This window comes from Microbacterium sp. MYb54 (assembly GCF_002979515.1).
Classification (GTDB): domain Bacteria; phylum Actinomycetota; class Actinomycetes; order Actinomycetales; family Microbacteriaceae; genus Microbacterium.
This window is the reverse complement of record NZ_PCPA01000018.1, coordinates 20,014-46,425: the sequence shown is the minus strand read 5'-3', so window position 1 is coordinate 46,425 and position 26,412 is coordinate 20,014. Positions and strand designations below refer to the sequence as shown.

Annotated in this window: 29 protein-coding genes; 13 read left to right on the top strand and 16 right to left on the bottom strand. The window is 67.9% G+C overall.

The annotated features are described in order from the left end of the window. Window positions 1-22: 22 nt before the first annotated feature. Both CQ040_RS16235 and CQ040_RS16230 read right to left on the bottom strand, forming a co-directional pair. On the bottom strand, window positions 23-967 hold the full coding sequence (locus CQ040_RS16235; protein ID WP_181156974.1) for an endonuclease/exonuclease/phosphatase family protein: 945 nt from the start codon (window positions 965-967) through the stop codon (window positions 23-25). A 126-nt stretch (window positions 968-1,093) separates the two neighbouring features. Continuing rightward, on the bottom strand, window positions 1,094-2,416 hold the full coding sequence (locus tag CQ040_RS16230; protein WP_028502954.1) for a bifunctional o-acetylhomoserine/o-acetylserine sulfhydrylase: 1,323 nt from the start codon (window positions 2,414-2,416) through the stop codon (window positions 1,094-1,096). Between the two features lie 195 nt (window positions 2,417-2,611). Between CQ040_RS16230 and CQ040_RS16225 the strand changes: the two genes are divergently transcribed. The 3 genes from CQ040_RS16225 to CQ040_RS16215 are packed head-to-tail and all read left to right on the top strand — an operon-like array spanning window position 2,612 to window position 4,732. Further along, entirely contained in the window at window positions 2,612-3,394 is a 783-nt protein-coding gene (locus CQ040_RS16225) for an SDR family oxidoreductase (protein ID WP_028502953.1), read from the top strand. A gap of 2 nt (window positions 3,395-3,396) precedes the next feature. Next, the gene (locus tag CQ040_RS16220; RefSeq protein ID WP_105527886.1) at window positions 3,397-4,110 is read left to right on the top strand and encodes a uracil-DNA glycosylase; all 714 of its coding nucleotides are present in this window, start codon (window positions 3,397-3,399) and stop codon (window positions 4,108-4,110) included. A 4-nt stretch (window positions 4,111-4,114) separates the two neighbouring features. Next, complete coding sequence (locus tag CQ040_RS16215) at window positions 4,115-4,732, top strand: GNAT family N-acetyltransferase (RefSeq protein ID WP_105527885.1); 618 nt, start codon at window positions 4,115-4,117, stop codon at window positions 4,730-4,732. A gap of 12 nt (window positions 4,733-4,744) precedes the next feature. Here CQ040_RS16215 and CQ040_RS16210 read toward each other — a convergent pair whose 3' ends face one another. The 6 genes from CQ040_RS16210 to CQ040_RS16185 form a co-directional block, all read right to left on the bottom strand. Continuing rightward, window positions 4,745-5,542, bottom strand: a complete 798-nt coding sequence (locus CQ040_RS16210; RefSeq protein ID WP_105527884.1) for an ABC transporter ATP-binding protein — start codon at window positions 5,540-5,542, stop codon at window positions 4,745-4,747. Further along, on the bottom strand, window positions 5,539-6,330 hold the full coding sequence (locus tag CQ040_RS16205) for an ABC transporter ATP-binding protein (RefSeq protein WP_105527883.1): 792 nt from the start codon (window positions 6,328-6,330) through the stop codon (window positions 5,539-5,541). The genes CQ040_RS16210 and CQ040_RS16205 overlap by 4 nt, the downstream gene beginning before the upstream one ends. Continuing rightward, on the bottom strand, window positions 6,327-7,196 hold the full coding sequence (locus CQ040_RS16200) for an ABC transporter permease (protein ID WP_105527882.1): 870 nt from the start codon (window positions 7,194-7,196) through the stop codon (window positions 6,327-6,329). Before CQ040_RS16200 ends, CQ040_RS16205 begins: the two co-directional genes overlap by 4 nt. Continuing rightward, complete coding sequence (locus CQ040_RS16195) at window positions 7,193-8,143, bottom strand: ABC transporter permease (protein WP_105527881.1); 951 nt, start codon at window positions 8,141-8,143, stop codon at window positions 7,193-7,195. Before CQ040_RS16195 ends, CQ040_RS16200 begins: the two co-directional genes overlap by 4 nt. A 17-nt stretch (window positions 8,144-8,160) precedes the next feature. Further along, window positions 8,161-9,681 carry an ABC transporter substrate-binding protein gene (locus CQ040_RS16190; protein ID WP_105527880.1) on the bottom strand — a complete coding sequence of 507 codons (1,521 nt, stop codon included), beginning with the start codon at window positions 9,679-9,681 and terminating at the stop codon, window positions 8,161-8,163. Between the two features lie 92 nt (window positions 9,682-9,773). Beyond that, complete coding sequence (locus CQ040_RS16185) at window positions 9,774-10,700, bottom strand: alpha/beta fold hydrolase (RefSeq protein WP_105527879.1); 927 nt, start codon at window positions 10,698-10,700, stop codon at window positions 9,774-9,776. Between the two features lie 171 nt (window positions 10,701-10,871). On the opposite strand from CQ040_RS16185, the gene CQ040_RS16180 reads away from it, so the two are divergent. From CQ040_RS16180 to CQ040_RS16170, 3 genes are read left to right on the top strand one after another with little or no spacing between them, the layout of a single operon-like run. Then, complete coding sequence (locus tag CQ040_RS16180) at window positions 10,872-11,348, top strand: carboxymuconolactone decarboxylase family protein (RefSeq protein ID WP_105527878.1); 477 nt, start codon at window positions 10,872-10,874, stop codon at window positions 11,346-11,348. Next, the gene (locus CQ040_RS16175) at window positions 11,345-12,088 is read left to right on the top strand and encodes a tyrosine-protein phosphatase (RefSeq protein ID WP_105527877.1); all 744 of its coding nucleotides are present in this window, start codon (window positions 11,345-11,347) and stop codon (window positions 12,086-12,088) included. Before CQ040_RS16180 ends, CQ040_RS16175 begins: the two co-directional genes overlap by 4 nt. Window positions 12,089-12,132: 44 nt before the next feature. Further along, complete coding sequence (locus tag CQ040_RS16170) at window positions 12,133-12,603, top strand: SIP domain-containing protein (protein WP_105527876.1); 471 nt, start codon at window positions 12,133-12,135, stop codon at window positions 12,601-12,603. Window positions 12,604-12,636: 33 nt separating this feature from the next. On the opposite strand, the gene CQ040_RS16165 is transcribed toward CQ040_RS16170, so the two are convergent. From CQ040_RS16165 to CQ040_RS21085, 4 genes are all read right to left on the bottom strand, one after another. Next, window positions 12,637-13,080: a Fe-S oxidoreductase gene (locus tag CQ040_RS16165; protein WP_105527875.1), complete on the bottom strand. Its 444-nt coding sequence runs from the start codon at window positions 13,078-13,080 to the stop codon at window positions 12,637-12,639. Continuing rightward, window positions 13,077-13,880, bottom strand: coding sequence for an arginase family protein (locus CQ040_RS16160; protein ID WP_105527874.1), 804 nt, complete (start codon window positions 13,878-13,880; stop codon window positions 13,077-13,079). Before CQ040_RS16160 ends, CQ040_RS16165 begins: the two co-directional genes overlap by 4 nt. Window positions 13,881-13,943: 63 nt before the next feature. Beyond that, entirely contained in the window at window positions 13,944-14,687 is a 744-nt protein-coding gene (locus tag CQ040_RS16155; RefSeq protein WP_028502939.1) for a PspA/IM30 family protein, read from the bottom strand. Between the two features lie 58 nt (window positions 14,688-14,745). Continuing rightward, window positions 14,746-16,779 (bottom strand): TPM domain-containing protein, encoded by a 2,034-nt coding sequence (locus CQ040_RS21085; protein ID WP_105527873.1) that lies wholly within the window; start codon window positions 16,777-16,779, stop codon window positions 14,746-14,748. A gap of 122 nt (window positions 16,780-16,901) precedes the next feature. Between CQ040_RS21085 and CQ040_RS16145 the strand changes: the two genes are divergently transcribed. From CQ040_RS16145 to CQ040_RS16125, 5 genes are read left to right on the top strand one after another with little or no spacing between them, the layout of a single operon-like run. Then, window positions 16,902-17,741, top strand: coding sequence for a DUF3097 domain-containing protein (locus CQ040_RS16145; protein ID WP_105527872.1), 840 nt, complete (start codon window positions 16,902-16,904; stop codon window positions 17,739-17,741). A gap of 53 nt (window positions 17,742-17,794) precedes the next feature. Further along, entirely contained in the window at window positions 17,795-18,520 is a 726-nt protein-coding gene (gene trmB / locus CQ040_RS16140; protein WP_105527871.1) for a tRNA (guanosine(46)-N7)-methyltransferase TrmB, read from the top strand. After that, entirely contained in the window at window positions 18,517-19,407 is an 891-nt protein-coding gene (locus CQ040_RS16135; protein ID WP_105527870.1) for a CPBP family intramembrane glutamic endopeptidase, read from the top strand. The genes trmB and CQ040_RS16135 overlap by 4 nt, the downstream gene beginning before the upstream one ends. A gap of 53 nt (window positions 19,408-19,460) precedes the next feature. Then, window positions 19,461-19,853, top strand: coding sequence for a DUF1304 domain-containing protein (locus tag CQ040_RS16130; protein ID WP_105527869.1), 393 nt, complete (start codon window positions 19,461-19,463; stop codon window positions 19,851-19,853). 45 nt (window positions 19,854-19,898) lie between these two features. Then, window positions 19,899-20,975 (top strand): DNA polymerase IV, encoded by a 1,077-nt coding sequence (locus tag CQ040_RS16125; RefSeq protein ID WP_181156976.1) that lies wholly within the window; start codon window positions 19,899-19,901, stop codon window positions 20,973-20,975. A gap of 43 nt (window positions 20,976-21,018) precedes the next feature. On the opposite strand, the gene CQ040_RS16120 is transcribed toward CQ040_RS16125, so the two are convergent. From CQ040_RS16120 to CQ040_RS16105, 4 genes are all read right to left on the bottom strand, one after another. Further along, window positions 21,019-21,420 carry a RidA family protein gene (locus CQ040_RS16120; RefSeq protein WP_105527868.1) on the bottom strand — a complete coding sequence of 134 codons (402 nt, stop codon included), beginning with the start codon at window positions 21,418-21,420 and terminating at the stop codon, window positions 21,019-21,021. 56 nt (window positions 21,421-21,476) lie between these two features. Further along, on the bottom strand, window positions 21,477-22,454 hold the full coding sequence (locus tag CQ040_RS16115; RefSeq protein WP_105527867.1) for a zinc-binding dehydrogenase: 978 nt from the start codon (window positions 22,452-22,454) through the stop codon (window positions 21,477-21,479). Between the two features lie 27 nt (window positions 22,455-22,481). Then, window positions 22,482-22,946 carry a MarR family winged helix-turn-helix transcriptional regulator gene (locus tag CQ040_RS16110; protein WP_181156978.1) on the bottom strand — a complete coding sequence of 155 codons (465 nt, stop codon included), beginning with the start codon at window positions 22,944-22,946 and terminating at the stop codon, window positions 22,482-22,484. A gap of 94 nt (window positions 22,947-23,040) precedes the next feature. Beyond that, window positions 23,041-23,427 (bottom strand): SHOCT domain-containing protein, encoded by a 387-nt coding sequence (locus CQ040_RS16105; RefSeq protein WP_105527866.1) that lies wholly within the window; start codon window positions 23,425-23,427, stop codon window positions 23,041-23,043. A gap of 194 nt (window positions 23,428-23,621) precedes the next feature. On the opposite strand from CQ040_RS16105, the gene CQ040_RS16100 reads away from it, so the two are divergent. Both CQ040_RS16100 and CQ040_RS16095 read left to right on the top strand, forming a co-directional pair. Next, window positions 23,622-25,292, top strand: a complete 1,671-nt coding sequence (locus CQ040_RS16100) for a SulP family inorganic anion transporter (protein WP_258131522.1) — start codon at window positions 23,622-23,624, stop codon at window positions 25,290-25,292. 121 nt (window positions 25,293-25,413) lie between these two features. Then, window positions 25,414-26,394, top strand: a complete 981-nt coding sequence (locus tag CQ040_RS16095) for an FUSC family protein (RefSeq protein WP_258131520.1) — start codon at window positions 25,414-25,416, stop codon at window positions 26,392-26,394. Window positions 26,395-26,412: the final 18 nt, after the last annotated feature.

Sequence of the window (26,412 nt, the reverse complement as noted above, 5' to 3'; positions counted from 1 at the left end):
ACTCGGGCCGACGCAGTCCGGGTCAGCGCACTCGAGTCAGGGTGGCGAGATGGTCGCTGTTCCCGGCGCGCATCGTGTCCGAGGTGATGACATCGAGCCCGCGCACGAAGACCTGGTCGATCCGCACGAGGGGAAAGGCGACGGGCCAGGTGAATCCGAGGGTCCCATCGGTCGGCCGCACCCAGTCCGCCTCCGCACGCAAGGCGGCCAGACTCGGATCGGTCGACGGCGCGTTGAAGTCGCCGACGGCGATGAGAGATTCCGCGGGATCGGCGGCGACCTGTTCCGCTATGCCGCTCAGCATCGTGTCGCGGTCCTGCTGATGTCCTGGCCGCACCGATGCCGCATGCAGCACGTACACCGCGACCGGAGCCGACGGAGCCTGCACCTCGACCCGGAGAGCGCGCTTCCAGCTGAGCCCCAGCGTGAGCGGCTCGGCGTTCGCGAGCGGATACCGGCTCCAGACGCCGACGGTTCCCACCGTGTACGAGTGCGGGTATTCGGCCGCGAGGGCGTCCTGCGCCGCGGAGAGGCTGTCTCCGTCGAGCTCGACGAGGGCGATGACGTCGGCATCGCTCTGCGCGAGCGCGGCCGCAGACTCCGCGGCCCCGCCGGATCGGGCGCGCACGTTCTGGCTCACGACGGTCAGCTCGGACGCGGATGCCGACTCCGAGCTCGTCTGACCGGGAAGGCCGGGAAGCGCCGGTGCCATCGCGAGGATCCACAGGAGGGCGGGGACCAGGATGAGGACGATCACTCGGCGCGCGAAGAACAGCGCGACGACCAACAGCGCGAGAACGACGAGACCGAGCCAGGGGAGTGCGGCCGCGACAGCCGTGCCCACGATCCCGGGGATCCAACCGCAGGCCACGACGAGCAGCAGCACGACGCTGGCGACGGCGAGCCATCGGGCGGTGGCGGTCCTGGGTCGCCGGACGCGCGGCGGTCGGTGTTCGACGTCGATCATGCTCTCCTCACGGCGGGATCCCATTCTCGATGGAACCGCCTGTGGGTCGGCCGGGTGACGCCGTCACCCGCACGCGAAGATGCCCCGGAGCAAGAGGCTCCGGGGCATCTTCGCTGTGCGAGCGGGTCAGGCGCGAGCGGCCTCAGACACGGCGCGTGCGGCTGCGAGAGCCTGCTCCAGGTCGGCCTTGAGGTCATCGACGTTCTCGATGCCGACGGAGAGGCGCACGAGCCCCGGCGTGACGCCGGCGGTCAGCTGCTGCTCAGGCGTGAGCTGCGCGTGCGTGGTGGATGCCGGGTGGATGACGAGCGAGCGCACGTCACCGATGTTGGCGAGGTGGCTGAACAGCGAGAGGCTGTTCACGAACTCGCGACCGGCTTCGACACCGCCCTTCAGCTCGAAGGAGAGCACCGCGCCGACGCCCTTGGGGGCGTACTCGTTGGCCTTGGCGTACCAGGGCGACGAGGGCAGGCCCGAGTAGTTGACCGTCGCGACGTCATCGCGGCTGTCGAGCCACTCCGCGATCTCCTGCGCGTTCTGCACGTGGCGCTCGATGCGCAGCGACAGCGTCTCGATGCCCTGGATGAGGTTCCACGCGCTCTGCGGGGCGATGGCCGATCCGAGGTCGCGCAGCAGCTGCACGCGGGCCTTGATGATGTAGGCGAGCGGGTCGCCGACCGCGGCGGTGTAGCTGGCACCGTGGTACGACGGGTCCGGAACCGTGAGGCCGGGGAACTTGTCGACGTTCTTCGACCACTCGAACTTTCCGCCGTCGATGATGGCGCCGCCGATGGTGGTGCCATGGCCGCCGAGGAACTTGGTGACGGAGTGCACGACGATGTCGGCGCCGAACTCGAACGGACGGATCAGGTACGGGGTGGCGATCGTGTTGTCGACGATCAGCGGCACACCGTTCTCGTGTGCGACATCGGCCACCGTGCGGATGTCGAGGATGTTGATCTGCGGGTTGCCGATCGTCTCCGCGAAGAACAGCTTCGTGTTCGGGCGGACCGCACGGCGCCACTCCTCGGCGTCGTCCTGGTTCTCCACGAACGTGACCTCGATACCGAGCTTCGCGAGCGTGTACTTGAAGAGGTTGTAGGTTCCGCCGTAGATCGAGCTCGAGGCGACGAAGTGGTCGCCCGCCTCGGCGATGTTCAGCACGGCGAAAGTCGATGCCGCCTGACCGCTGGCGAGCACGAGAGCGCCGGTGCCGCCTTCGAGCGCGGCGAGACGCTGCTCCAGGACATCCTGCGTCGGGTTCTGGATGCGGGTGTAGATGTTGCCGAACTCCGCCAGGGCGAAGAGGTTCGCCGCGTGGTCTGCGCTGTCGAACACGTACGACGTGGTCTGGTAGATCGGCGTGGCACGCGCCTTGGTGACCGGGTCGGGGGCAGCGCCCGAGTGGATCTGCTTGGTCTCGAAACGCCAGGACTCGGGTGCGGACATGTGATTCCCCCAGGAGTGGTCGGAAGGTCGGGTGGCGGATGCCGTTCCAGCGACAGTACGGAATATCGGTGCTTGTCAACAACAGACGGGAAATGTGACGTAACAGAGCGGAGCCCCGGAATCACGCGGCTGAGCGATCCGCGACAGCCCCGTGGGGGAGTCCGCAATCCGTGGGGAACGCCGTACGGTGGAGGCATGGTGAACAGACGTGCAGTGGTGACAGGTGCGAGTTCGGGCATCGGCGCGGCGACGGTGCGTGCGCTCCGTGCCCGGGGATGGGACGTCGTGGGGGTGGCGCGGCGGGAGGATCGGCTGTCCGCTCTCGCCGCGGAGACCGGAGCCTCGGCCATCGCCTGCGACCTGACGGATGCCGCAGCCGTCGAGGCGCTCGTGCGGGAACTCGACAGGTCGGGTCCGGTCCACGCTCTCGTGCAGGTGGCCGGAGGAGCCCGCGGGACCGACCGCATCGAGGATGCCTCGGTCGAGGACTGGCAGTGGATGTTCGATGCGAACGTCCTGGCGAGCCAGCGCCTCGTGGCAGGCCTTCTTCCGCTGCTGCGTCGAGCGGCCGAGGCGGACGGTCATGCCGACACGATCTTCGTCACCTCCACTGCCGCGCAGACGGCGTATGCCGGGGGCGCGGGCTACAACGCCGCGAAGGCCGCGGAGGGGATGCTGGTGAAGGTTCTCCGACAAGAGCTCAACGGCGAGCCGATCCGCGTCGTCGAGGTGGCTCCGGGGATGGTGCACACCGAGGAGTTCACGCTCAACCGTCTGGGTGGGGATGCCGTCGCCGCCGAGGCCGTGTACTCGGGTGTCGACGCCCCACTCGTGGCAGACGACGTCGCCGATGTGATCGCGTACGCTCTCGAGTCCCCTGGGCACGTGAACCTCGACCTGATCACGATGCGGCCGGTCGCGCAGTCGGCACAGCATCTGCTCGCCCGCGGTCCGCTGCGAGTGCGCTCCATCGACTGACGATGGCGCAGACTCTCGCACAGCTCGCAGAAGACGGGCTGATCGATCCCGGTTGGGCTGAGGCGCTTGCTCCTGCCCAGGAGACGATCACGGCTCTCGGTGAACGGCTCCGCGCCGAGCAGGAGGCAGGGCACGGTTACCTGCCGGCCGGCGGGAACGTGCTCAGAGCCTTCCAGCGGCCGCTGTCCGACGTGCGGGTGCTGATCATCGGACAGGACCCGTACCCCACGCCCGGGCATCCCATCGGCCTGTCGTTCGCGGTCGATCGCGAGGTGCGTCCGCTGCCGCGCAGTCTCTCGAACATCTACAAGGAGCGGGAGAGCGACCTCGGCATCCCGCCCGCGCCGCACGGCGATCTCACCGCGTGGAGCGATCAGGGCGTCCTCCTGCTCAACCGCGTGCTCACCGTGCGCCCAGGTGCTGCCGCATCGCACCGCGGCTGGGGTTGGGAGCAGGTCACCGAGCTCGCGATCCGCACACTCGTCGACCGCGATCAGCCGCTCGTCGCGATCCTCTGGGGCAAGGATGCGGCGAACCTGCAGCCGCTGCTCGGCGAGACGCCCGTGATCTCCTCGGCGCATCCGTCTCCGCTCTCAGCTCGTCGCGGCTTCTTCGGATCCCAGCCGTTCTCCCGGGCGAACGCCCTGCTCGAAGAACAAGGTGCAGATCCGGTGGACTGGCGGGTGGAAGGCGAAGCCGCTCCCTCTCTAAGCTGAGCGCATGCAGTTCGAGCCGGGGGACCGTCGCCGCGTTCTGCCGCGCCACCTGCGGCCGGCACCAGCGCCCGAGATCTTCTCGTACACGATTCGCGCCGTCCGGCCCGCAGACCTGCCCCACGTGCGGGAGATCTACAACCACTTCGTGAGCAACTCGGCTGTGACGCTCGATGAGCGGCGCAGCAGCATCCCGTACTGGCGTGACAAGTACGCTCTGCTCACTCGCCTGGAGCTGCCGTTCCTCGTGGCCGCTTCATCGGGTGGTGCGGTCATCGGGTACGCGCTCGCGCAGCCCTGGGCGGGGAAGAACGCCTACAAGTACACGGTCGAGGACTCGATCTACCTCGGTCCCGGCGCGGGCGGCAAGGGGCTCGGTGCGGCCCTGCTTCAGGCACTCATCGACGAGTGCGAGCAGATCGGTCTGCGTGAGATGGTCGCCGTCATCAGCGACCACGGTGCGGAGGCTTCGATCCGACTGCACGAGAAGCTCGGTTTCGTCGAGGCAGGACGGATGGGACGAGTCGGGTACAAGTTCGGCCGCGACCTCGGAACGGTCTACATGCGCCGCGTGCTCAAGCCGACGGGGCGGCGACGAGGAAGTCTCTTCGGCTCGCGGCGCTGAGGTGACGCTCGCTCAACGACCGGGTGTGCCGGGGATCACCGGTATCGCCGACAGCAGCGCCTTCGTGTAGTCCTGCGTCGGATGCAGGAGCACGTCACTCGTGGAACCTCGCTCGACGATGTGCCCGTCCGTCATGACGACGACCGTGTCGCACAGATTCTGCACAACGCCGATGTCATGCGACACGAGCACGAGGGTGAGGTCGGTGGTCTGTCGCAGCTCGATCAGCAGTGCCAGGATCTGCGCGCGCACCGTCACATCGAGCGCCGACAGCGGTTCGTCGCCCACCAGGATCCGCGGGCCGTGCACGATCGCCCGCGCCAGGGCGACCCGCTGTCGCTGTCCGCCGGAGAACTCGTGCGGGTAGCGGTCGCCCATCTCGGGCTCTAGACCCACCTGCGCGAGCACCTCGCGGACCCGCGCACGGTGGTCGCCTTCGATGCCCAGCGCCCACAGCGGTTCGCGGACGATCTGACCCGCCGTCATACGCGGGTCGAGTGAGGCATACGGGTCTTGGAACACAAGCCCGGTCTCGCGGCGCAGCCAGTGCAGCGACCTCGCAGATGCCGCGGCATCGACAGGCCGCCCGTCGATGGCCACGGTGCCGGAGGACGGCCGGTCGAGCCCGAGCAGCAGTCTCACGAGGGTGGACTTGCCGGACCCCGATTCGCCGATGATGCCGACGGATGACCCTTCGACGATGTCGAGGTCGGTGGGCGCCAGAGCGGTCTGCGTGCGAGTGCGCTCGAATGCGGAGCGCTTCGGGACGACGAATTCGCGGCCGAGTCCCCGGGCCTCGATCAGAGTCATGCGGCACCGCCGTCCGGGCGCCAGAGCGTCGCGGTCGCGTCACGCAGCAGCCCCTGAGTGATCGGTGAGGCGGGAGACGACAGGAGCGTCGAGACGGGCGCCGCCTCGACGACCTTCCCGTGTTCGAGCACGACGCCCTCGGTCGCGACCTGGGCGAGGACGGCGAGGTCATGCGTGATGAAGACCAACGACATGCCCTCGTCGGCGACGAGCGAGAGCAGCAGGGAGAGGATCTCAGCCTGGATCGTCACATCGAGCGCCGTCGTCGGCTCGTCGGCGATCAGCAGGCGCGGCCGGCAGGCGAGGGCCATCGCGATGGCGACGCGCTGCCGCTGGCCACCGGAGAGCTGGTGGGGGTACCGATCGATGATCGACTCGGGGTCGGGCAGCCGCACGCGAGCGGCCTCCGCGATCGCCCGCTCCCTCGCCTCGCGGCGTCCCAGGCCCTCGTGGATGCGGATCGACTCCGCGATCTGCCGACCGACTGTCCTGATCGGGTTCAGGGCGGTGCGCGGCTCCTGGAACACGATGCCGATGTCGTCGCCGCGAAGGCGGGCGAGCGCGCGATCAGGCATCCCGATCAGCTCGGTTCCTCTCCAGCGGATGCTGCCGCTCGCGGTCGCGCCGTCGGGGAGCAGACCCAGCACGGCGAGGGCCGTGAGCGACTTGCCGGAGCCGGACTCGCCGATCAGTCCGAGTCTCGCGCCGTCCGGCACCTCGAAGGAGATACCGTCCACGACTCGACGTCCGTCGATCTCGATCACGAGGTTCTGCACCGACAGGCTCATGCGACCACCCCCGGGGTGTGGATCTCGGCGGCGCGGTGCCGCAGGGTGGGGTCGGTCGCCTCGCGCAGGCCGTCGCCGAGGAGGTTCAATGCGAGCACCGTGATCGTGATCGTGAGTCCCGGCCAGATCACCGACAGCGGATGCACCCCGATGTACCGCTGGAGGTCGGCGAGCAGCAGGCCCCAGCTCGGCTCGACCACCGACGCGCCGAAGCCGAGGTACGACAGGCCCGCCTCAGCCAGCACGGCGACGGCCATCGACCACGACAGCTGCACGATGAAAACCGGGGCGACGTTGGGCAGGAGATGGCGCGCGAGGCTCTGCGCCGGTGTCAGCCCGGACGCGCGTGCGGCGAGGACGAAGTCGCTCTGCTGCACGCGGCGCAGCTCGGGTCGTGTGACCCTGGCGATGTTCACGCCGAAGCCGATGCCCACGGCCCAGATCACGACCCAGAGCGATCCGCCCCAGACCGACGAGATCATCATGGCGATCAGCAGCACCGGGAAGGCGATCAGGATGTCGACGAGCACCGAGACGGTCTCCCGCATCCAGCGCGCGGTCAGCGCCCCGAGTGCGGCGAGAGCGATGCCGACCACGGTGGCCACGATTCCGGCGCCGATGCTCACGAAGACGGTCGTGCGTGCTCCCGCCATGAGCAGGCTCAGGATGTCGCGGCCGGTGTCATCCGTGCCGAGCAGATGCGGCCAGCTCGGCGGCAGCCATCGATCGCCGATATCCGAGGCCTGAGGGTCGAACGGCGTCCAGAACAGCGACACGAACGCGGCCACGACGATCACGATGACGACGATGATCCCGAAGCGCCCGGTCGAGGTGCCCCAGAGTCGGCTGAGCCAGCGCGGAGTCATGCCGCCTCCCGCTGTCGGGGGTCGATCGCGCGATGCAGGAGGTCGACTACGAAGCCCACGATCAGCACGAACCCGGTGAGCACGAGGAGCTCGCTCTGCACCTTGATGAGATCGCGGGTTCCGACATCGGCCACGAGCATGCGTCCGATCCCCGGGAGGGTGAACAGCTGCTCGATCACGACCGAGCCGACGATGATGCCGGCCACCTGGAGCCCGAGGACCGTGATGATCGACAGGCCGACGGCGGGGATGCCGTGCTGGATGAGGGCCCGGGTGCGGGTGAGTCCCTTGGCCGCGGCGGTGCGGACGAAGTCCTGCCCGGCGGCCTGCAGGGTCGCGCTGCGGACGAAGCGCATCAACATGGCGCCCTCGACGATGCCGATCGTCAGCGCAGGGAGCAGCAGCGATTCGATCGCTTTGCCGGGGGTCGACCATCCGGTGCGGGGGAAGCCCTGCGGCGGCAGCCATCCCAGCCAGACCGAGAACACGACGATGAGCATCATCCCGGCCCAGACGACGGGTACTGCTGCCAGCGTCTGGGCGCCGACGCTGAGCGCTGTGCCACCCCGGCGGTTGCGCAGGAGCGCGGCGAGGATGCCGAAGGGGACGGCGATGAGTACCGCGATCAGCAGCGACATGATGCCCAGGGGGACAGTGACCTGAGCCTTGAGGAAAAGCTCCTCGCCGACGGATGCTCCGGAGAGCAGTGAGGTGCCGAGGTCGCCGCGGAAGATCCCGCCGATCCAGTCGGTGTACTGCGCGAGCAGAGGGCGATTGAGCCCCAGGGACTCGCGGAGCGCGTCGACTTCGGCCGGGGAGGCCTGCGTGCCGGCGATGAGCTGCGCGACGTCACCGGGGAAGACTCGAAGGGTCAGGAAGATGAGCACGCTCGACACGAGGAGCCCTGCTATGAGCAGGGCTCCTCGGACGAGCGTGTAGCGGATCACGAAGGGGTGACCGCTCGCTATTTCTCAGCGGAGACGGTGACTCCGGCCAGGTTGATGCGCGAGTTGATCGAGTCCTCGGGGAAGCCGGTCACGATCGGGCTCACGGCGGTGATGGTCTCACCGTTGTACAGCCAGTCGGCGGCGTGATCCTCTGAGACGATCTTCGCGGCCTGTGCGAGGAGTTCGGCCGACTTCTTCGGGTCGACCTCCGCGAGGGCCTTCGCGTACAGATCCTGGACCTTGGCGTTGTCGTATCCGAAGTAGTAGTCGGGGTTCGCGAAGTTGCCGAAGTCGCGCGGCTCGACGTGCAGCACGAAGCTGAGGTCGTAGTCGTGGTTGGTGTAGACGTCCTCGAGCCACGTCGGGAACTCGACCGACTTCACGTCGAGGGTCACGCCCACCTTCTTGAAGTCCGAGATCAGCACCTTGGGCACCGTCGTGCCATAGAACGAAGGGATCGTGAGGGTCAGCTCCAGGTCTTCCTGGCCGGCTTCGGCGAGCAGCTTCTTCGCCTTCTCCGGGTCGTAGGAGATCACATCCGACAGGTCTTCGTAGCCGGGGTCGAGCTCGGGGATCGGACCGTACAGCGCGGTACCGGCGCCGACGGCCTCGATGAGCGCCTCATGGTCGATGGCCAGGCGCAGCGCTTCGCGCACGCGGACGTCGTCGAGGGGTGCCTTCTTGTTGTTGAATGCCAGGGTCGCCTTGTCGGTCGTGCGCCCCTTCGTCAGAGCGAAGTCACCGGAGTCCTCGAGCTGAGGCGCGAGGTTCGGGTCGACGGCGGTGAGCACGTCGACATCGCCTGCCAGCGCCGCGTTGACGCCGGCGGTGAAGTCGGGGATGTACTGGAACTCGACCTGGGCGACACCGGCCTGCTCGCCCCAATAGGCGTCGTTGCGCGCGAACGTGATGGTGCTGCCCTTGTTCCAGCGTGTGAGCGTGAAGGGGCCGGTGCCGTTCTCCGCCGTCTTGAGGTCGGTGGTGTCACCGCTCTTGAACACGAGGCCTGCGGGACCGGTGAGTGCGAACAGGAAGTTCTGATTCGGTGCGGACAGCACGATCTCGACCGTGGTGGGGTCCGGTGCCGTGATCGATGTGACCGAGGCGAAATCGGCGTTGCCCTGCACGGTCGCATCGGTGCGCACGGTCTCGTACGAGGAGACGACGTCGGCAGACGTGAGCGGCGTGCCGTCGTGGAAGACGACTCCGTCGTTCAGGGTGAACGTGTAGGTGAGACCGTCGGATGACACCTCGTAGTCGGAGGCGAGGCGGCCCTCGATCTCGTTGTCCTGCGTGCGGGTCACGAGGCCTTCGTAGATGTTGTCGATGAGGATCTGCTCGAGCGCGGCGCCGCTGGTGTGCCGGATGTCGAGGTTGGTCGGTTCGAGGACGAGACCGACGTGGAGGGTGGCGCTCGGGTCGGGTGTGCTCGGGGCGCTGGTGGGCTCCTGGTCGGGAGTGCCGGAGCAGGCGCTCAGGATCACGGCGGTGGCCGCGAGCGCGGATATCAGCGCGAGACGTCGGGTACGTCGGAACATGGGCGTTTCCTCTCGGTGCGGCAGGTGCTGTGTGCCGTTGGATCGAGCCTAGGGTTGCGTGGCGGGGTGCGGGTCGGGTGTGGAACGGAACGTCATATTCCGCGGGCGGAGGATGCCGATTCGATGAGGGTGGCCAGAGCGACCGGTGCCGTCTCCTGCACGTTGTGCGTCGCGTCGAGGACCACGAGGCGAGCGTCGGGTACACGCCGGCGGAACTCTGCGGCATCCGCTTCGCTCACGAACCCGCGCGCGGCGCGCACGAGCGTGATGGGGGCGCTGACCGCGGCGAGGTCGTCCCACCCCGTTTCGTGCAGGGCAGACGGAGCCGTCGCCGATCCGGCGTCATGGGCTGCGAGTGTCTGCGCGGCGAGATGCGCGAAGTGGTGCTTCCACTCCACGCGCCCGTCCGCGCGCTCGCGCGTGTTCAGGAAGACGCCGCGCTCGGTCTCCGGACGGGAACCACCGAACCCGAGCGACATCGCCTTGTCGACCAGCTCGTCGCGGGAGGCGAAGTCGGTGGGACCGGCGTAGAACTCCCTCAGAGCCGCTGGCCCGGCCGTGACGTCGATGCCCGGGGTGATGTCGATGATGATGAGCTCGGACACGAGGTCGGGTCGAGCGGCCGCGAGGGCGGCACCGGTCAGTCCGCCGAGCGACTGTCCGACGACCACCTGCGGCTGCGTGGTCCAGGCGTCGAGAGCTGCGGCCACGTCGCCGGCGAGCGTGCGTGGTGTGTAATCTATGTCATCTCGCCAGGAGGAGTCGCCATGGCCGGCGAGGTCGATCGCGAGCAGGGGCTGCTGCAGAGCGAGTGATGTGGTGTCCCAGGTGTGTGCGTTCAAGCCGGCTCCGTGCAGCAGCGTCACGCGCGGGGCGTCGGTTCCGAACCTCAGGGCGCTCAATGTGCGGCCGTCGGCGAGGGAGAGCGTGAGTCGCTCCACTTCGGGGAGCGGGACGCCGAGCGCATCGGCTTGTGCGGGAAGATAGCTGAACTCGCTGATGTCGATCGCCACGTCCATATTCTGCGCCCTCGTGCAGACATGCAGGAAATGGGAGAGCAGAATCGCAAGTGATTGCGTCTCGCCGTCTCGCATTATGACTCAGAGTTACGTCGTTTTGTTATCAATCTGCATTTCATCGATGACGCACCGCACTGGGCCTCGCCGCCGCACGCCGAATATCATGGAGTCATGAGCGAGACGCGTGTGCACCTGTCCAAGACCGAGCCTGCCGCGTATCAGGCACTTGACGCGTTCTCGAAGACGGTGGGGCAGATCTGCGCGGCCAACGGCATCGATGATCGTCTCAAGGAGATCGTCATGATCCACTGCTCGCAGCTCAACGGGTGCGCCTACTGCGCGCGGATCCATGTCGACAGGGCGGTCGCGGCCGGCATCGACGCCGATACGCTCACGCAGATCCCGACCTGGCGCGAGAGCGGTGTCTTCAGCGACCGGGAGCGCGCGGCGCTCGAACTCGCCGAGGCTTTCACCTTCATCGCCGACGAGGGGATCTCCGACGAGGTCTACGATCTCGTCGGCGGCGTTTTCACCGAGAAGGAGTACGCGGCTCTCAGCTGGGCCTGTGTCTCCATCAACGCGTTCAACCGGGTCGTGATCGCCGGCCGCTACCCCGTGCCGGTTCGCGCCACGCAGGCGCAGGCATGACCATCCTCGAGGTCGAGGGTGTCTCGAACGTCCGCGACGTCGGTGGCATCCCCGCGAAGGGCGGTCGTATCCGCTCCGGCGTGCTGCTGCGGTCCGGACAGCTCTCGGGTGCGACCACCACTGGCGCCGCCGCGCTGCGTGCGAACGTGCAGCACATCGTCGATCTTCGTGACGGTGAAGAGGTCGCGGCGGAGCCGACCGAGATCGAGGGGCCGGACACGACGCACCTTCCTCTGTTCCTGGGGTCGGTCCGATCGTTCTTCGAGGCCGACACCAGCCTGGAAGACCTCTATCTGCATCTCCTCGAAGAGAGTGGGGAACGGCTCGTCGAGGCCATCCGCATCATCGCCGCGGGGGAGCGCACGTTGGTGCACTGCACCGTCGGCAAAGACCGGACGGGCGTGACCGTCGCTCTCGCGCTCTCCGCAGTCGGCGCCGATCGGGAGGCCGTGATCGCCGATTACGCGCTCACCGAGTCTCAGCTTCCCGTTCAACGCACGCATCGGATCGCCGAATACCTGCGGACCCAGCACCCGGAAGCGGTGCACGCGGTGGCCCTCGCGACACAATCTCCGGCACCCGTCATGCGTCGTCTGCTGGAGCAGGTCGACGAACGGTGGGGTTCCGCTGCCGGGTATCTGCGCGCGCAGGGGATGACCGAGTCCGAGTTGGCCGCGCTGTCGGCGGCGCTCGTCGAGCCCTTTTCCTCGCCGGAGACCGCGGGGCTGGCATCCAGCTGATGCAAGGTTAGGCAAGCCTTCACTTGGTGTACGATAAATACACCATGAACACCTCGCTCGAGACCCGCGGCACGCGCGCCGAACGCCGCGCAGCACGTCAGCGCGCGCACCACCTGGTGACTGCCGACGAGCAGTCGCTCACCGAGCTCGAGTTGTTCCTGACGACTCTGCCGCTGTGCGCTTCCGGCCGCATCTTCATCGAGGTACCCGAGGTCGCCGACATCGGCGTCATCGATGCACCCGGTCGGATGACGGTCACCTGGCTCGCTCGCGAACAGCGCTCCGGCGCCCCCGGCAGCGGCCGGGCGTGCGCTCCCGGACAGGCCCTGGCGCGTGCGACCTGTGCCTGGGCGGATGAGATGATGTGCGACGACGAGATCGAGACTCACGTCACGTTGCTCGGCGGCTACCTGGGAACTGCCGACATCGTCGAGCACCTGACGAGTACGTTGGAGATCTCGCCAGCGCTCATCCATGCTCCTGAGCGCTTCGGTCTGCTGCCCGTCGAGCGCTGATCTGCGCTCTTCTGATCGGCAGACTGCGCTCCGTCAGCGCGACCGCCGCACGTAGTTGCCGTCTTCGAGCCCCGCTTCGATCTCAAAGCGATTGCGCAGCGGGTCTCTCCCGGCGAACAGATACAGCACCGGCATCAGGAAGCCGTAACGCAGCCATTGCGCCTTGTGTACGGCCTCGTGGCGGAGAACGGCATCCGTCGGGCGCACGTCGCCGGTGAGGAAGCATCCGCCGACGCACACTCCGCCACGATTGAAGGTCCACTTCGGCATGCCCTGGAAGACCCAGAGTCCTGCGCGACGTTCGACGGGGCCGGTGCTCCAGAGCGAGCCCCAGAGCCAGCCGACCGCGGTGCCCCATGCATAGCCGAGACGACTGACCGGTGAGCGCAGCAGGAAGGACGGGATGCGACGGTCGCAGCGTCGTCCGCGGGCGAGGGCCTTCTCTGCCGCGGGCCGCCAGTCCGTGCTCGCGGTCATGCCACGGCTCCTACGAGGCGAAGCAGTGCTCCGAGGTCGTCGACGGAGTCGGCCGGAGACCTCGGTGCAAACCCGGAGATCGTCGCCCCCGCGAGGGGGATCTCGGTGCGCAGCGCACGGATCGCGGTGCTCAGCGCAGCCGGGGAGAGGCCGAACGGCACCGATGACGACACACCGGCGAAGTCGGAGGGGTCGAGCACATCCACATCGATGTGCACCCACACGCGTGAAGCGCCTGTCGCGCGGACGGCGTCGAGCAGCGCATCGGGCCGTTCGAGGTCGGCAACCGAGAGATTCGACAGCGGTTCGAGCTGCTCGACTTCCGCGTCGTCGAGATTGCGCATACCGACCGTCACCACACGGTCGGCCCGAATCGGGGGAGAGAGCACCAGCTGCTCCTCACCCTCGCCGAGCAGCGCACGCAGCGCCATGCCCGAGAAAGCGCCCGACGGCGAGGTCTCGGGGGTGTGCATGTCGGCGTGGGCATCGCACCACACCACCGCGAGGCCGTCGGTACCTCCGGGGATCGAGTCGAGGGCGGCGACGGTGACGCTGCAGTCGCCGCCGATCACCACGGTGTCGGAATCGACGTGTCCATGCACGAGTTCACGGGTGCGCAGCAGAGCGCTCAGGCGGCGGACTCCGGTTCCCAGTGACTCACCGGCCTCGACCGGGACGTCGAGCACGGTCGTCGCAGCCCGGGGGAGATCACCGGCGATCGCTGCGGCGCCGTCGGTGAGGAGCATCGCGCGCGGTGCGGGCGAGCCCTGCCACTGCGGGATGACGAGGAATCGCACCATGGGTGCCTCCGAAGAAGAGAGGGCGGATGCCCCGGCACGGGGCCGGGGCATCCGCCAGTCGTGTCAGTTGCCTTCGATGGCCTGACGGGGAGCGCTCCCGCCGGCCTTGAGCTCGGCGAGACGAGCTTCGACCTCGGTCAGCTCGCCGAGGTCTTCCAGGCTCTCGAACTGGGCGTCGAGGCTCGATGCTGCGAGCTCGATCTTGCCCTGCGCGATGGCCTCCTGGCGGCGGACCTTGTCCTCGAACCGGCCCAGCTCGCTGGTGGGGTCGAGCACGTTGATCGAACCCACCGCGTCCTGCACCTTGGTCTGCGCCTCGGCGACCTTGGCGCGCGCGAGGAGCTCGCTGCGCTTGTTCTTGAGCTCGACGAGCTTGTCCTTCATGCCGTTCAGGCCGCTCTTGAGCTTGTCGACGATCTCGGTCTGCGCGGCGATCTGCGGCTCAGCACCCGTGGCCTCGCGCTCCGCACTGATCTGGCGCTGCAGAGCGATCTTGGCGAGGTTGTCGAACTTGTCGGCGTCCGCGGCATTGCCGCTTCCGCGCATCTCGTCGGCCTTGCGGCTGGCGGCGAGGGCCTTGTTGCCCCATTCGGTCGACGCCTGGACGTCTTCCTCGTGGTCGCGCTCCAGCAGGCGCAGGTTGCCGATGGTCTCCGCGATGGCGGACTCGGCGTCGGCGATGCTGTTCGTGTAGTCGCGAACGAGCTGGTCGATCATCTTCTGCGGGTCTTCTGCGGAGTCCAGCAGGGAGTTGATGTTCGCGCGGACGAGGGTCGAGATACGTCCGAAGATGGACTGCTTGGTCATGCGTGATTCCTTTCAGAGGGCGTCTTCGAGAGCTTGTCGTAAGTGTCTGTGTAGCGGATCAGAAGCGTCTACCTCCCGATCGTCCGCTGCGGCCGCTGCTGCGCGAGCCGCCGCCGCCGAAGCCCGAGCTGCGGAAGCCTCCGCCTCCGGAGGATCGCCAGCCGCTGCTGCTCCCGCGACGCGAGGATCCGCCGCCGCCACCGGCGAGCAACCCGCCGATGATTCCACCGAGGATATCGCCGCCGATTCCCGAGCCTCCCGACGAGGAGCCGCCGAAGGGTCCGCCCCCGTTCTGGTCGTAGCCGGGAGGGGCGTAGGCCTGGACGTCGGACTGCGCAGCGGAGGTCGCCTGGCCCGCGAGCGCGAGCGCCCGATTGGCTTCGGCCAGGGCGGCGTCGGGATCGGTCGCGCGCAGATTCAGCGCCTGGGTCAGGCTGGCCTCGGCGTTGGCGAGACGAGTGCGTGCGGTGGAACCCACCGTCCCGCGACGAGTCTCGATGAACTCCCGTGCCGCGCGGATCTCGGAGTTCGCCTGGGCGAGGGTCTGTTCGAGCACCTGTTGCACTCGGCGGGCGCGTTCGACGCCCTCTCGGCCCTGCGCGATGGCGGCATCGATCTGGGCATTCGCGGTGGTGAGCGCTTCCAGCACCCGCTGCGGGTTGCGTGCGGAGCTCGAGAGGTCTGCCTGCGCGAGCTGGAGCTGCTGGGCGGTCGCGGAAGCGGCGGTCGCGATGGCGCCGGTGGGATCGCGCAGCTGCTGCGCCGCCGCCAGGTCTCCCTGCAGCTCGGCGACGAGGGCCTGGGACTGGGTCTCGATCGCTGCGAGTTCGGTGCCGAGTGTCGTCACCGCCTGGGCGAGCTGCGCGGCCTGGGCCACGGACTGTTCGGCGGTTCGGATCGCGAAGGCCGCTTCTCCTGATCGGCCGGCGGCGATCGCCTGAACGGCCGCCTCGATCGAACGATCTGCGAGCTCGGCGCGCTCTCGGGCCTGGCCGGGGTTGTCAGCCACCATGCTGAGTGCCGCGGGATCGTACGTCGCCGACAGGGCTGTGAGGGCCGGTGCAGCGGCGGCGAGGACGGTGTCCAATGCCGCACGCTCACCGCGAACCCGCTCGAGTTCCTGAGGCGCATTCTGCTCGAGCTTTCGGAGGGCGTCGAACGCCGCCGTGTTGTCGTCGAGCACATCGTCGATCTCGTCAGCGATCTGGATGATCCGGATGTGCCAGGCGCGGCGGTCGTGGATCGTGTCCTCGATCTCGTCGTCGAGCTTCTGCTTGAGGTCGAAAGCCTCGGAGATCTTCGCCTTCGCGGCATCGACGACGCGTGTGAACTCCTCGGTCGCTCCTTCGCCGAACTGGGCTACGGCGAAACCGAGCTCTTCCCTGCTCGAGGTGATGGCGTCGTCAGCCTGCACGAGGGCGAGCCCTGCCTGCGTCTCGACCTGCTGGTCGGTGAGCGTGGAGAACGGGTCAGCAGGGTCGGGTGTTTCCGGCATCGCTCCGCGCTCGCGGATCTCGGCCCTGCGGCGGGCACGGCGCACCAGCGCGATGACGAGCCAGAGCAGCAGGGCGACCGCGATGACGGCGACGACGATCAGGCCGATGCGAAGTGCGCCGGCACCGCCGTCTCCCTGGATCTCGTCGGCGGCGAGCGTGATCGCCCCGACCCAGTCGGAGTCGGCCGCGAGGGGAACCATCTTGTCTTCGATGCTGTCGAGCTGGCTGAAGCTCACCGGGCCGTCGGGCGCCGCGGAGATGTAATAGCTGCGCCCGTCGACAGCGATCGCGAGGAGGTACTGCTCGGTGCCGAGGTTGTTGTTCTGAGCGACCGTGTCGGCCCACTGCACGTTGTCGGTGGGATTGGTGAAGTCGTCGACGAGAACGACGAAGAGATCGGCGTTCGAGTTGTCGGTCAGCTCCTGGAGGCGGGCTTCGACGGTTGCCTCTTCATCCGCGCTCAGCACGTCGGCCTGGTCGGTGACGTACCCGGCGTCGAGGGTGACCGGGTCGGTGGCCGATGCCGCAGAAGCGCCGAATGCTCCGGCGACTGCGGCCAGCGTGAGTGCGGCCAGCGCGAGCCACCGTTTCGTCATCGTGTTCCCTCCGACCGGCAGCCGAGCACCATGTGATGAGTCTATGCACTGGGCCCGACACGCGACAGCACTCGGCGCGGGTTCGCCGTTCGCCCTCAGCGGAGGCACATACGCTGGGAGGCATGGACGACATGTACGGTTCGGATGTGCTGGCGACAGGCTGGCGCGACCGCGGCGCGAAGCAGGTGCCGCAGGTCGCGGCCGAGGCGGATCTCGTGGTGGAGGTCGCCGACGACGGATTCTGCGGTGCGGTGACGCGCGTGCAGGGTGGGAACGTCGAGCTGGAGGACCGCCTCGGACGCCGAAGACTGTTCCCTCTCGGCGGTGGATTCCTCATCGATGGAGCTCCGGTTCGCCTGGTCGTCCCGGCAGCGAAGGCGCAGGGCCCGCGGCGCACCGCATCCGGATCGTTCGTCGTCGCCGATCAGCGCGCCCGCGTCGCCCTGCCCAGCCGCATCCTCGTCGAGGGTAAGCACGACGCCGAACTCGTCGAGAAGGTGTGGGGGGCCGATCTGCGCGCCGAAGGCGTGGTCGTCGAGTTCCTGCAGGGTGTCGACCTGCTCGACGACCTGCTGGCCGCCGAACCGCCGAGCGCGACGCGTCGCTACGGTGTGCTGGTGGACCACCTGGTTCCCGGTTCCAAGGAGTCGCGAATCGCCGCGGCCGTCGAGCGCGGCCCGCACGGACGTCATCTCCGCATCGTCGGGCATCCCTTCGTCGACGTCTGGCAGTGCGTGACTCCGCGCGCGCTCGGCATCGCGAAGTGGCCCGAGATCCCGCGCGGCATCGAGTGGAAGGTCGGGATCTGCCGTGCGTTCGGCTGGCCGCACGAGACGCAGGCCGACACCGCTCGCGCATGGCAGCACATTCTCTCGAAGGTCACGACGTATCGGGATCTGGAGCCCGCACTGCTCGGTCGCGTGGAAGAGCTCATCGATTTCGTGACGGCACCGGCAGCCTGAGCGACGCTCCGGAAGGCGCCGGAGGCCGAGGCGCCGACGGCTACCCTGGAATCATGCCCGAACCCCGTACTTTCCGAGACGAGCCGGTGTCGTTCGTGCGCCGCAGCGGACGGATGTCCGACGCGCAGGAACGCGCCTTCTCCGAGCTCGGCCCGCACTACCTGCTCGATGTGCCGCGAGACGTCGCCTGGACGTCTGTGCACCCGGAGGCCCGACTCGACCCGTCGGTCGAGTACGGACGCGCGGCCGACCTCTACGTCGAGATCGGTTCGGGTCAGGGGCACGCGATCGTGGCTGCGGCCTCATCTCGGCCGGACGACGATTTCCTGGCCGTCGAGGTGTTCCGCGCGGGCCTCGCGCGGACGATGCTCGACGCTGATCGCGAGGGTGCCCGGAACCTGCGCGTGGTCGAGGCGAATGCCCCGGAGGTGTTGACGTCATACCTGCCGGAGGCCGCCGCCCGCGAGGTATGGATCTTCTTCCCCGACCCGTGGCACAAGAAGAAGCACACCAAACGACGCTTGGTACGACCCGGATTCGGAGACACCGCGGCGAGGGCGCTGCGCGAGGGTGGACTGCTGCGGCTCGCGACCGACTGGGAGGACTACGCACTGCAGATGCGCGAGGTGCTCGATGCCGAACCGCTGTTCGAGCGAGCGTTCGACGGAGAGTGGGCCGATCGCTTCGACGGACGTGTGATGACCGCGTTCGAGCGCAAGGGCATCGCCAAGGGCCGACACATCCGCGACCTCGTGTATCGGCGCAGGGCCCGCCCGTGACCGACGCGCGGCGAGACACGAGGCAGCAGTGGAGCTTCGTGCCGGCACTGCTCGTGTGCGCCGCAGCTCCTGCGTTCTTCGTGCTGGAGATCCCCTGGATCGGGTGGATGCTCCTCGCGGTCGGCATCGCTGTGGCGGCGCTGATCGAGCGGGGCAGCCAGGCCGAGGATCAGGTCGTGCGCGTGGGAGCTCGGCGGGAGACCGCGGACGTGGTCGGTGTGCACAGGCCGCCGTCTCTCACGCGGGACCTCTCCCTGATCGCGATCGGTCTTCTGGTCGTGAGCATCATCCCGTTGGCAGCGGAGCTCGACAACCTCGCGATGCTGCGATTCACCCTCGCGCTGGGCGGTGCGGTCGCGGTGCCGTACGTCATCTCGAGGTTCGTCTACCGCGATCGCGCGATCAGCTTCCCTTGGCGGACCCATAAGCGCTGGGGGCGGTTGCAGTGGGGCTGGCTCGTGGCGGTGCTGGTGCTCGGCTGGCTGATCCTGCCCTTCTACTTCATCACCAGCGGGGTCTACCAGAACTGGCCGGTGGTCGACACGCCCGACCTCATCGCGAGGCTCTTCGTCGGCGTCGGAGCAGTCGGCATCTGGGACGAACTGTTCTTCATCTGCACGGTGTTCGCGCTGCTGCGTCGGCACTTCCCCGATCTCGTCGCGAACCTGTTGCAGGCGATCGTGTTCGTGTCGTTCCTCTGGGAGCTGGGCTACCGCGAGTGGGGACCGCTGCTGACCATCCCGTTCGCGCTGCTCCAGGGATACATCTTCCTCCGCACGCATTCGCTCGCCTACGTCGTCACTGTGCACCTGCTGTTCGACGCCGTCGTGTTCGCGGTGCTCGTGCACGCACACAATCCCGGGCTGCTCCCGATCTTCCTCGTCTAGGTAGCGGTGGCGGTCGGCTTGCTCCGAGCGTCCATGGACGGGAGAATCAGCCCATGCTCATCGTCGGACTCGTCCTCGCCGCAGCTGCCGCTGCGTTCCACGTCTTCATCTTCGCGCTCGAATCGCTGAGGTGGACCGACCCGGAGACGAGGAAGATCTTCGGTGTCGCCAGTGAGGCGGATGCCATCACCATGAAGCAGTTGGCATTCAACCAGGGGTTCTACAACCTGTTCCTGGCGCTGACGACGCTTCTCGGGATCGGTCTCGTGATCGTGGGTGCCCAGACCGTCGGGCTGACGCTGGTCTTCGCGGGAACCGCGATGATGTTCGCTGCAGCTCTCGTTCTGGTTCTCTCCGACCGTTCCAAGGTGCGAGCCGCGACGATGCAGGGCGCGTTGCCGCTGCTCGCCGTGGTCGGCACTGCGATCGGTGTGGCGATCAGCTGACGATCGTGGGGTGACATCGGCCCCGACAGCCGTCACACTCGTTGCATGGCCGACTGGGTGCTGCACGTGGATATGGACCAGTTCATCGCCGCGGTCGAGGTACTGCGCCGACCGGAGCTCGTCGGCCTCCCGGTGATCGTCGGAGGCCGGGGTGACCCCACCGAGCGCGCCGTCGTTTCGACGGCCTCATATGAGGCGAGGGCGTTCGGCATCGGTTCGGGGATGCCTTTGAAGATCGCCGCACGGAAGGCGCCGGAAGACGCTGTCTTCCTCCCGGTCGACCACGAGGCGTACGCAGTGGCCTCCGGCGAGGTGATGGCCGCTCTTCGAGCTCTGCCCGACGTGGTGCTCGAGGTCGTCGGCTGGGACGAGTGCTTCCTCGGTGTGACGACGGATGACCCGGAAGCCGTGGCGAGGTCTGCGCAGGCCGCAGTGTTCGACGCGACAGAGCTGCACTGCTCGGTCGGCATCGGCGACAACAAGGTGCGAGCGAAGATCGCGACCGAGTTCGGCAAGCCCCGTGGCGTCTTCCGGCTCACAGCGGACAACTGGTTCGAGGTCATGGGGGAGAAGGCGACGCGCGACCTCTGGGGCGTCGGATCGAAGGTGCAGAAACGTCTGGCGGCACAAGGCATCACGACCGTCCGCGAGCTCGCTGACGCCGACGAGCAGACGCTCGTGACCGAGTTCGGTCCGCGGATGGGCGTCTGGTATCACGGGCTGGGATCAGGGCAGGGGCCGAGCACGGTCGACGACACGCCCTGGGTCGCGCGCAGCCACAGTCGCGAGACGACCTTCCAGCAGAATCTGACGAACCCGGAGCAGGTCGAGGCGGCGATCCGCGACCTCGCCGCCCAGGCATTCGATGACTGCGCCGCCGAGGGCAGACCGGTCGTCAGAGTCCACCTCAAGGTGCGATATGCCCCCTTCGAGACCAAGACGATCGGCCGCAAACTGGCCGGGCCCACCGCCGCTCGTGAGGACTTCGTCTCTGCGGCAGTGGCGCTCGGGGCGACACTCGACACCGACCGCGAGGTGCGGCTTCTCGGCGTGCGCGCGGAGATGACGATGCCCGACGAGACGGACACCGCCGCGCGGACGCCGGTGCGGGGCCGGATCTAGCAGCCACGTCATCGCAGGTGTCCACCCGCGGCGCACACCCCGCTCAGTTGCGGATGACGGCCGCGACTGCGCTCACCTCGATGAGGGCACCGGGAACTCCGAGTCCTGCCACGAGGGCTGCGGTCACGAGGGGTGGTGCTCCTTCCCGCGCGAGCCTCGATGCCACCGCTCCGTATGCCGCGCGCAGGTCTGCGTCCTGGTGGATCAGAACGGTCCAGCTGATCACGTCGTCGAGTCCGGCGCCGACGGATTCGAGGGCGATTCTGGCGTTCTCGACGGCGCGCAGGGATTGCTCGCCGGCATCGGCAGAGACGATCGATCCTGTGGCATCGACGCCGTTCTGACCGCCGACGTAGACCGTCGTCGCCCCGGGCGGTACGACGGCCACGTGGCTGAAAGCGGGGCTGACGACGAGTCCTTCGGGTTGGGTGAGTGAGATCTCCATGCGCACACTCTGCTCCTGAGCGCCGACATCGGAAAGCCCCAGCGGGCGAGACGCGTTCAGAAGCGGAGCAGCACCTTGCCGACGCGTCCTGGCGTGTTGCTCGCCTGCACTGCCGCGCTGATGTCGGCGGCATCGAAGACGCCAGCGACGGGCAGAGTCAGGCTGCCGTCGGAGAGACGCTGGAAGAGCTCGCCGAACAGCGCGCTGCGAGTGGTCGGATCGAGGCTCGGGATCACCTTGCTGCCCCAGAAGCCCTTCACGGTGGCCTGCTTGAAGATCACATCGGAAGAGGCGATCTCCATGGTCGGGGAGTCCATCGCGCCGAAGGCGACGAGGGTTCCTCCCTCGGAGAGGAGCGAGAGCACCTGCCCGGCGGCGGGACCCCCGACGGAGTCGACGCCCGCGATGATGGGTGCGCCGTCGGCGAGGGCCTCCACCTGCTCCTTCCAATCGGGCTGATCGGTGGCGACGATCCTGTCGATGCCCTGCTCGTGGAGCTCCTCGACCCCCGCGGTTCGACGCACCAGGCCGACGACGTTCACGCCACGCGCCGAGCCGAGCTGCGCGAGCATGCGTCCGACGGCGCCGTTCGCGGCGTTCTGGACGATCCAATCGCCCTCCTGCGCACCGAGGAAGTCCAGCAGCGTGATCGTGCTGAACGGCATCGACACGAGCTGCGCGGCCGTCTCGTCGGGGAGCCCGTCCGGGACGGGGATGAGCCCGGCGGCGTTCGTCACGATGTACTCGGCCCACGCGCCGAAGGTGCCACCGGTGGCCACTCGCTGGCCGACCGCGAGATGTTCGACGCCCGCGCCGAGCGCATCGACGACGCCCAGAGCCTCGGTGCCGGACGCAGCGGGCAGCTCGGGCTTGAAGCCGTAGGTCCCGCGGACCGTCCAGAGATCGTGGTTGTGGATGGGGGAGAGCACTACCCGCAGGCGCACCTGGCCTGTACCGGGCTCGGGAAGGGGACGGTCTTCGACTCGGAGGACCTCTTCCGGGATGCCGAATGAGGGGTGGATGAGTGCGCGCATGGCGATTCCGTTCTGTCTGAGGCGTGGTCAGCGGGCGTCGCCCTGGTGGGCGCTGCCGAGGTCGTTGGTCGCCTTCTGGAGGCGGTCGGTGATGTCGTGCAGTTCGGCGATGAGCCGCCTGCGGTGGTCGTCGTCGTGAAGCCCGGAGATCGACGTGATCGTGGAGTGGATCGGTGCGACCTCAGAGCGAAGGTCTTGTCCCTTGTCGGTGAGCGTCACCGTGACGACGCGCTCGTCTTCTCGGCTCCGGGCCTTCGTCACGAGCCCGGCCTGCTCGAGACGGCGGACGAGAGGGGAGAGGGTTCCGGAGTCCAGGCGCATCACCTCTCCCAGGGAGCTGATCGTCTGGTCCCCGTCGAGCCAGAGAGCGGCGAGCACCAGGTACTGCGGGTAGGTCAGCCCCCAGGGGGCGAGCAGAGCGCGGTATGCCTGCGTCGTGGCACGCGCAGCGGAATAGAGCGAGAAGCACACCATCTCATCGGTCACCGGCATGATGTAAGCATTGCACGCGATGCAGTTGTGCACAACTCGAAACGGGAAACTGTGGGCGTGCCCGGAATAGCCGGGCACGCCCACAGTCCAGCTTCTAGCGGAGAACCTTGGCCTTGATGGTGTTGTACTCCTCGGCCGTGATGGTGCCGGAGTCCAGGAGCGCCTTCGCCTTCGCGATCTCCTCGCTCGGGCTCGAGCCGGCGACCTGCTGGATGTACGCGTCAGCGGCGCTGCGGGCGTTCGCGGCCTCGGCATTGCTGCGCTCCGCCATCCCGGAGCCACGTGCGATCAGGTACACGAGCGCGGTGAGGAACGGGACGAAGATCAGGAAGATGATCCACACGGCCTTCCACCAGCCGTTGAGCTTCCGGTCACGGAAGAGATCGGCGATGATCGCGAACAGGGCGAACAGGTAGGAGATGAAGATGAATGCCAGGAAGAACCACCAGATGATGTCCCAGAACGATCCCCAAAAACTCATGACTACTCCTTCAAAAAGTTGTTCCGCGCGATATCGGCGGCTCGTCGGACGATACTCGGTACTCAGGAGTCCACGCACTGCTCCTGACGGGACTTCACCAGGGTGAGCCGCTAGTTCGAGCTCCCGACCCGTGTTCCTCCGGGTTCCCGTCGCAGTACGCTTCTGACGACCCGATGACGGAGAGGTGGAGGAGCGTGACGAGACGACCGCCATGGCTGTTCAGTACGGTCGAGGGCTATCACCGGAACTGGATTCTCCGCGATGTCGTCGCCGGGCTCTCGGCGGGTGCCGTGGTCATCCCGCAGGCGATGGCCTACGCGACGATCGCGAATCTGCCCGTGCAGGTCGGCCTGTACGCCTGCATCCTGCCGATGCTCGTCTACGCATTCCTCGGCGGGAGTCGGGCGATGAGTGTCTCGACGACCTCGACCATCGCGACGTTGACGGCGACGACCCTGGTTTCGGCTGGAGTGGCCGCCGGATCGGACGACGCGATCGGCGCTCTGATGATGTTGACGCTGCTCGTGGGCGCGATTCTGCTGATCGCGCGGCTCTGCCGGCTCGGCTCGCTCGTGGAGAACATCAGCGGCGCCACGGTCCTGGGGCTGAAGATCGGCGTCGGTGCGACGGTCGCGGTCGGGCAGCTGCCGAAGCTGCTGGGGGAGAGCTACAACTTCTCCGGCCATGGCTTCCTCAAGTCGCTCGGGGCGGTGGCGCAGGCGTTCGGAAGTGTGAACTGGCCGACGATCGCCCTGTCCGCCGGATCGATCGCGGTAATCCTCCTCCTCAAGCGCTTCGCCCCCAAGATCCCTGGCACGCTGGTCGTGGTGGTCGGCGGCATTCTCCTGGTCTGGCTGGCCGGCATCGATCAGCTCGGAGTCGACCTGATCGCACCGGTACCGGGCGGCCTGCCCGTTCCGGGCATACCTGACTTCACCCAGTCGGTGGCACTCGTGCCTGGAGCGCTCGCGATCGCCGTGATGGCGTTCCTCGAATCCGCGGCCGTCGCTCGCAGTCTCCGCGTGGTCACCGAGCCCCAGATCGACAGTGATCAGGAGCTGTTCGCAACCGGAGCCGCAAACACGGTCGGGGCCTTCTTCGGAACGATGCCTGCGGCCGGCGGCTTCTCGCAGAGCGCGGTCAATCAGAGCGCAGGGGCGCGCTCGCAGGTGGCGACCCTCGCCACCGTGGTGCTCGCAGTTCTCGTCGCCCTGTTTCTCGGACCGGTTCTCAGCCTTCTGCCCGAGGCTACGCTCGCCGCGATGGTGTTCGTCGCCGTCGCAGGTCTCATCAACATCCCCGAGCTCGTGCGCTGGGCTCGGATCAGCCGTGTGGACTTCTGGATCGCGCTCTCGGTCGCCATCCTCGGTCTCACGGCAGGTCTGCTGCCGGCTGTCGCCATCGGCGTCGTCGTGACCCTGATCCTCGTGCTGCGGGAAGTGAACGTACCGAAGGCGACCATCGTCGGCCGGTCGGGCGGTGCCCTGGGGCTCCACCTGGAACGCGGTCTCTACACGGCGAACGCGATGGCGAATGAGCGGATGATCCTCGAGACGGTCGGCGCGCAGGCCGAACCGGTCCACGCGCTCGTGCTCGGCCTGAAGCAGCAGGAGGTGATGACGATCACCGTGCTCGAGGCGCTGGAAAACGTCGACCGCGAGCTCTCTCAGCTCGGAGTCGTGCTGCACCTCGCCGCGCTGCCGGAGGCCGCGACGGCCGTCGCCGAGCGTACGCCGTGGTTCTCGGGTCTCGAATCCGCGGGGCGCGTCCACGACTCCGTGCGGGAGGGCATCGCCGCCGCCGAATCGACGATCGCGGCCACAGCTCTCGGCCTTCACCAGGGTGAAGTGACCGACGCGCCCTGACGCTCGCCCGATGACGTCCCTAGGCTGGCTCCACACAAGTGGGGCGGCCAGCTGTCCCTCGTGAGAGGGGGGCTGTCGTGTCGAGCGACATGCGGGTGACAGTAGGGCCGAGGTGGACAGGGTGGACGAGCACGCAGGTCTGAGCTGGCGGTGGTCTCGGTTCAGTCTCGGGCTCCTCTTCGCGGTGCCAGCGATGGCCGTCGCTCCCTTCGACCTGTCGTTGGCCGTCGCCTTCGGAATCGGGGTGGTTCCGGCGGCGGCGTTCGGTCTCCCACCGCGTCGGCGCGGTCGGGCGGTCATCCCGTTCGTCGGTGCGCTCAGTGCGGTCGGTCTCCTTCTCGGATCACTCCTGTCGACATGGCCCGTCATCGCTGTCGCCGCGGTCTTCGGACTCGCGGTCCTCGCAAGCCTGAATGCGACCCGTGGGCGCTGGGGGCAGCTGGTCCTCGTCCTGGCGCTGCCGATGACCGGAATCGGGTTGAGCTTCTCGTGGTCGCCGTCCGTGCTCGGATTCGCGGCGTGCATCGTCGCCGGTTCGGTCTACGCCTGGATCCTCACACTGCTCTGGCCGGAACGCGATGAGAAGCCCCATCCGCCGCCTCCTGTTCCGCGCGGTCGAGCGATGCTGGTCTACGGACTTCTGCTCGGCACCGCGGCGGCGGCGGCGGCGACGCTCGGCTTCCTGCTCGATCTCGAACACGTCGGATGGGCGACGGGTGCCGTGCTTCTGGTCATGAGACCGGTGCGGGGCCAGCTCATCGCGCGAAGTATAGGGCGTGCGGCCTCGGTGTTGATCGGCGCTCTCGCTGCGGCGGCGATGGCTGTGCTCAGCCCCGCCGATGCGGTCGTCGGGATCGTGGTCGGACTCGTCATCGGGGCGGCATGTGCGATCCAGGAGAGTCGTTGGTACATCGTCCCGGGATTCACGACCTTCCTCGCGTTGACGCTCATCATGACGACGTCCCCGGAGCCCCCGGGGGAGCGGTTCGTCGAGCGTGCCGTCGAGACCCTGATCGGAGTCGGGCTCGCGCTTCTCTTCGGCGCGGTGGTCCCCTCTGTCGTCTCGCTCCTCGTCAGGAGCCGGCGGACGTCATCCGTGTGACTCGCGGCTAGACGAAAG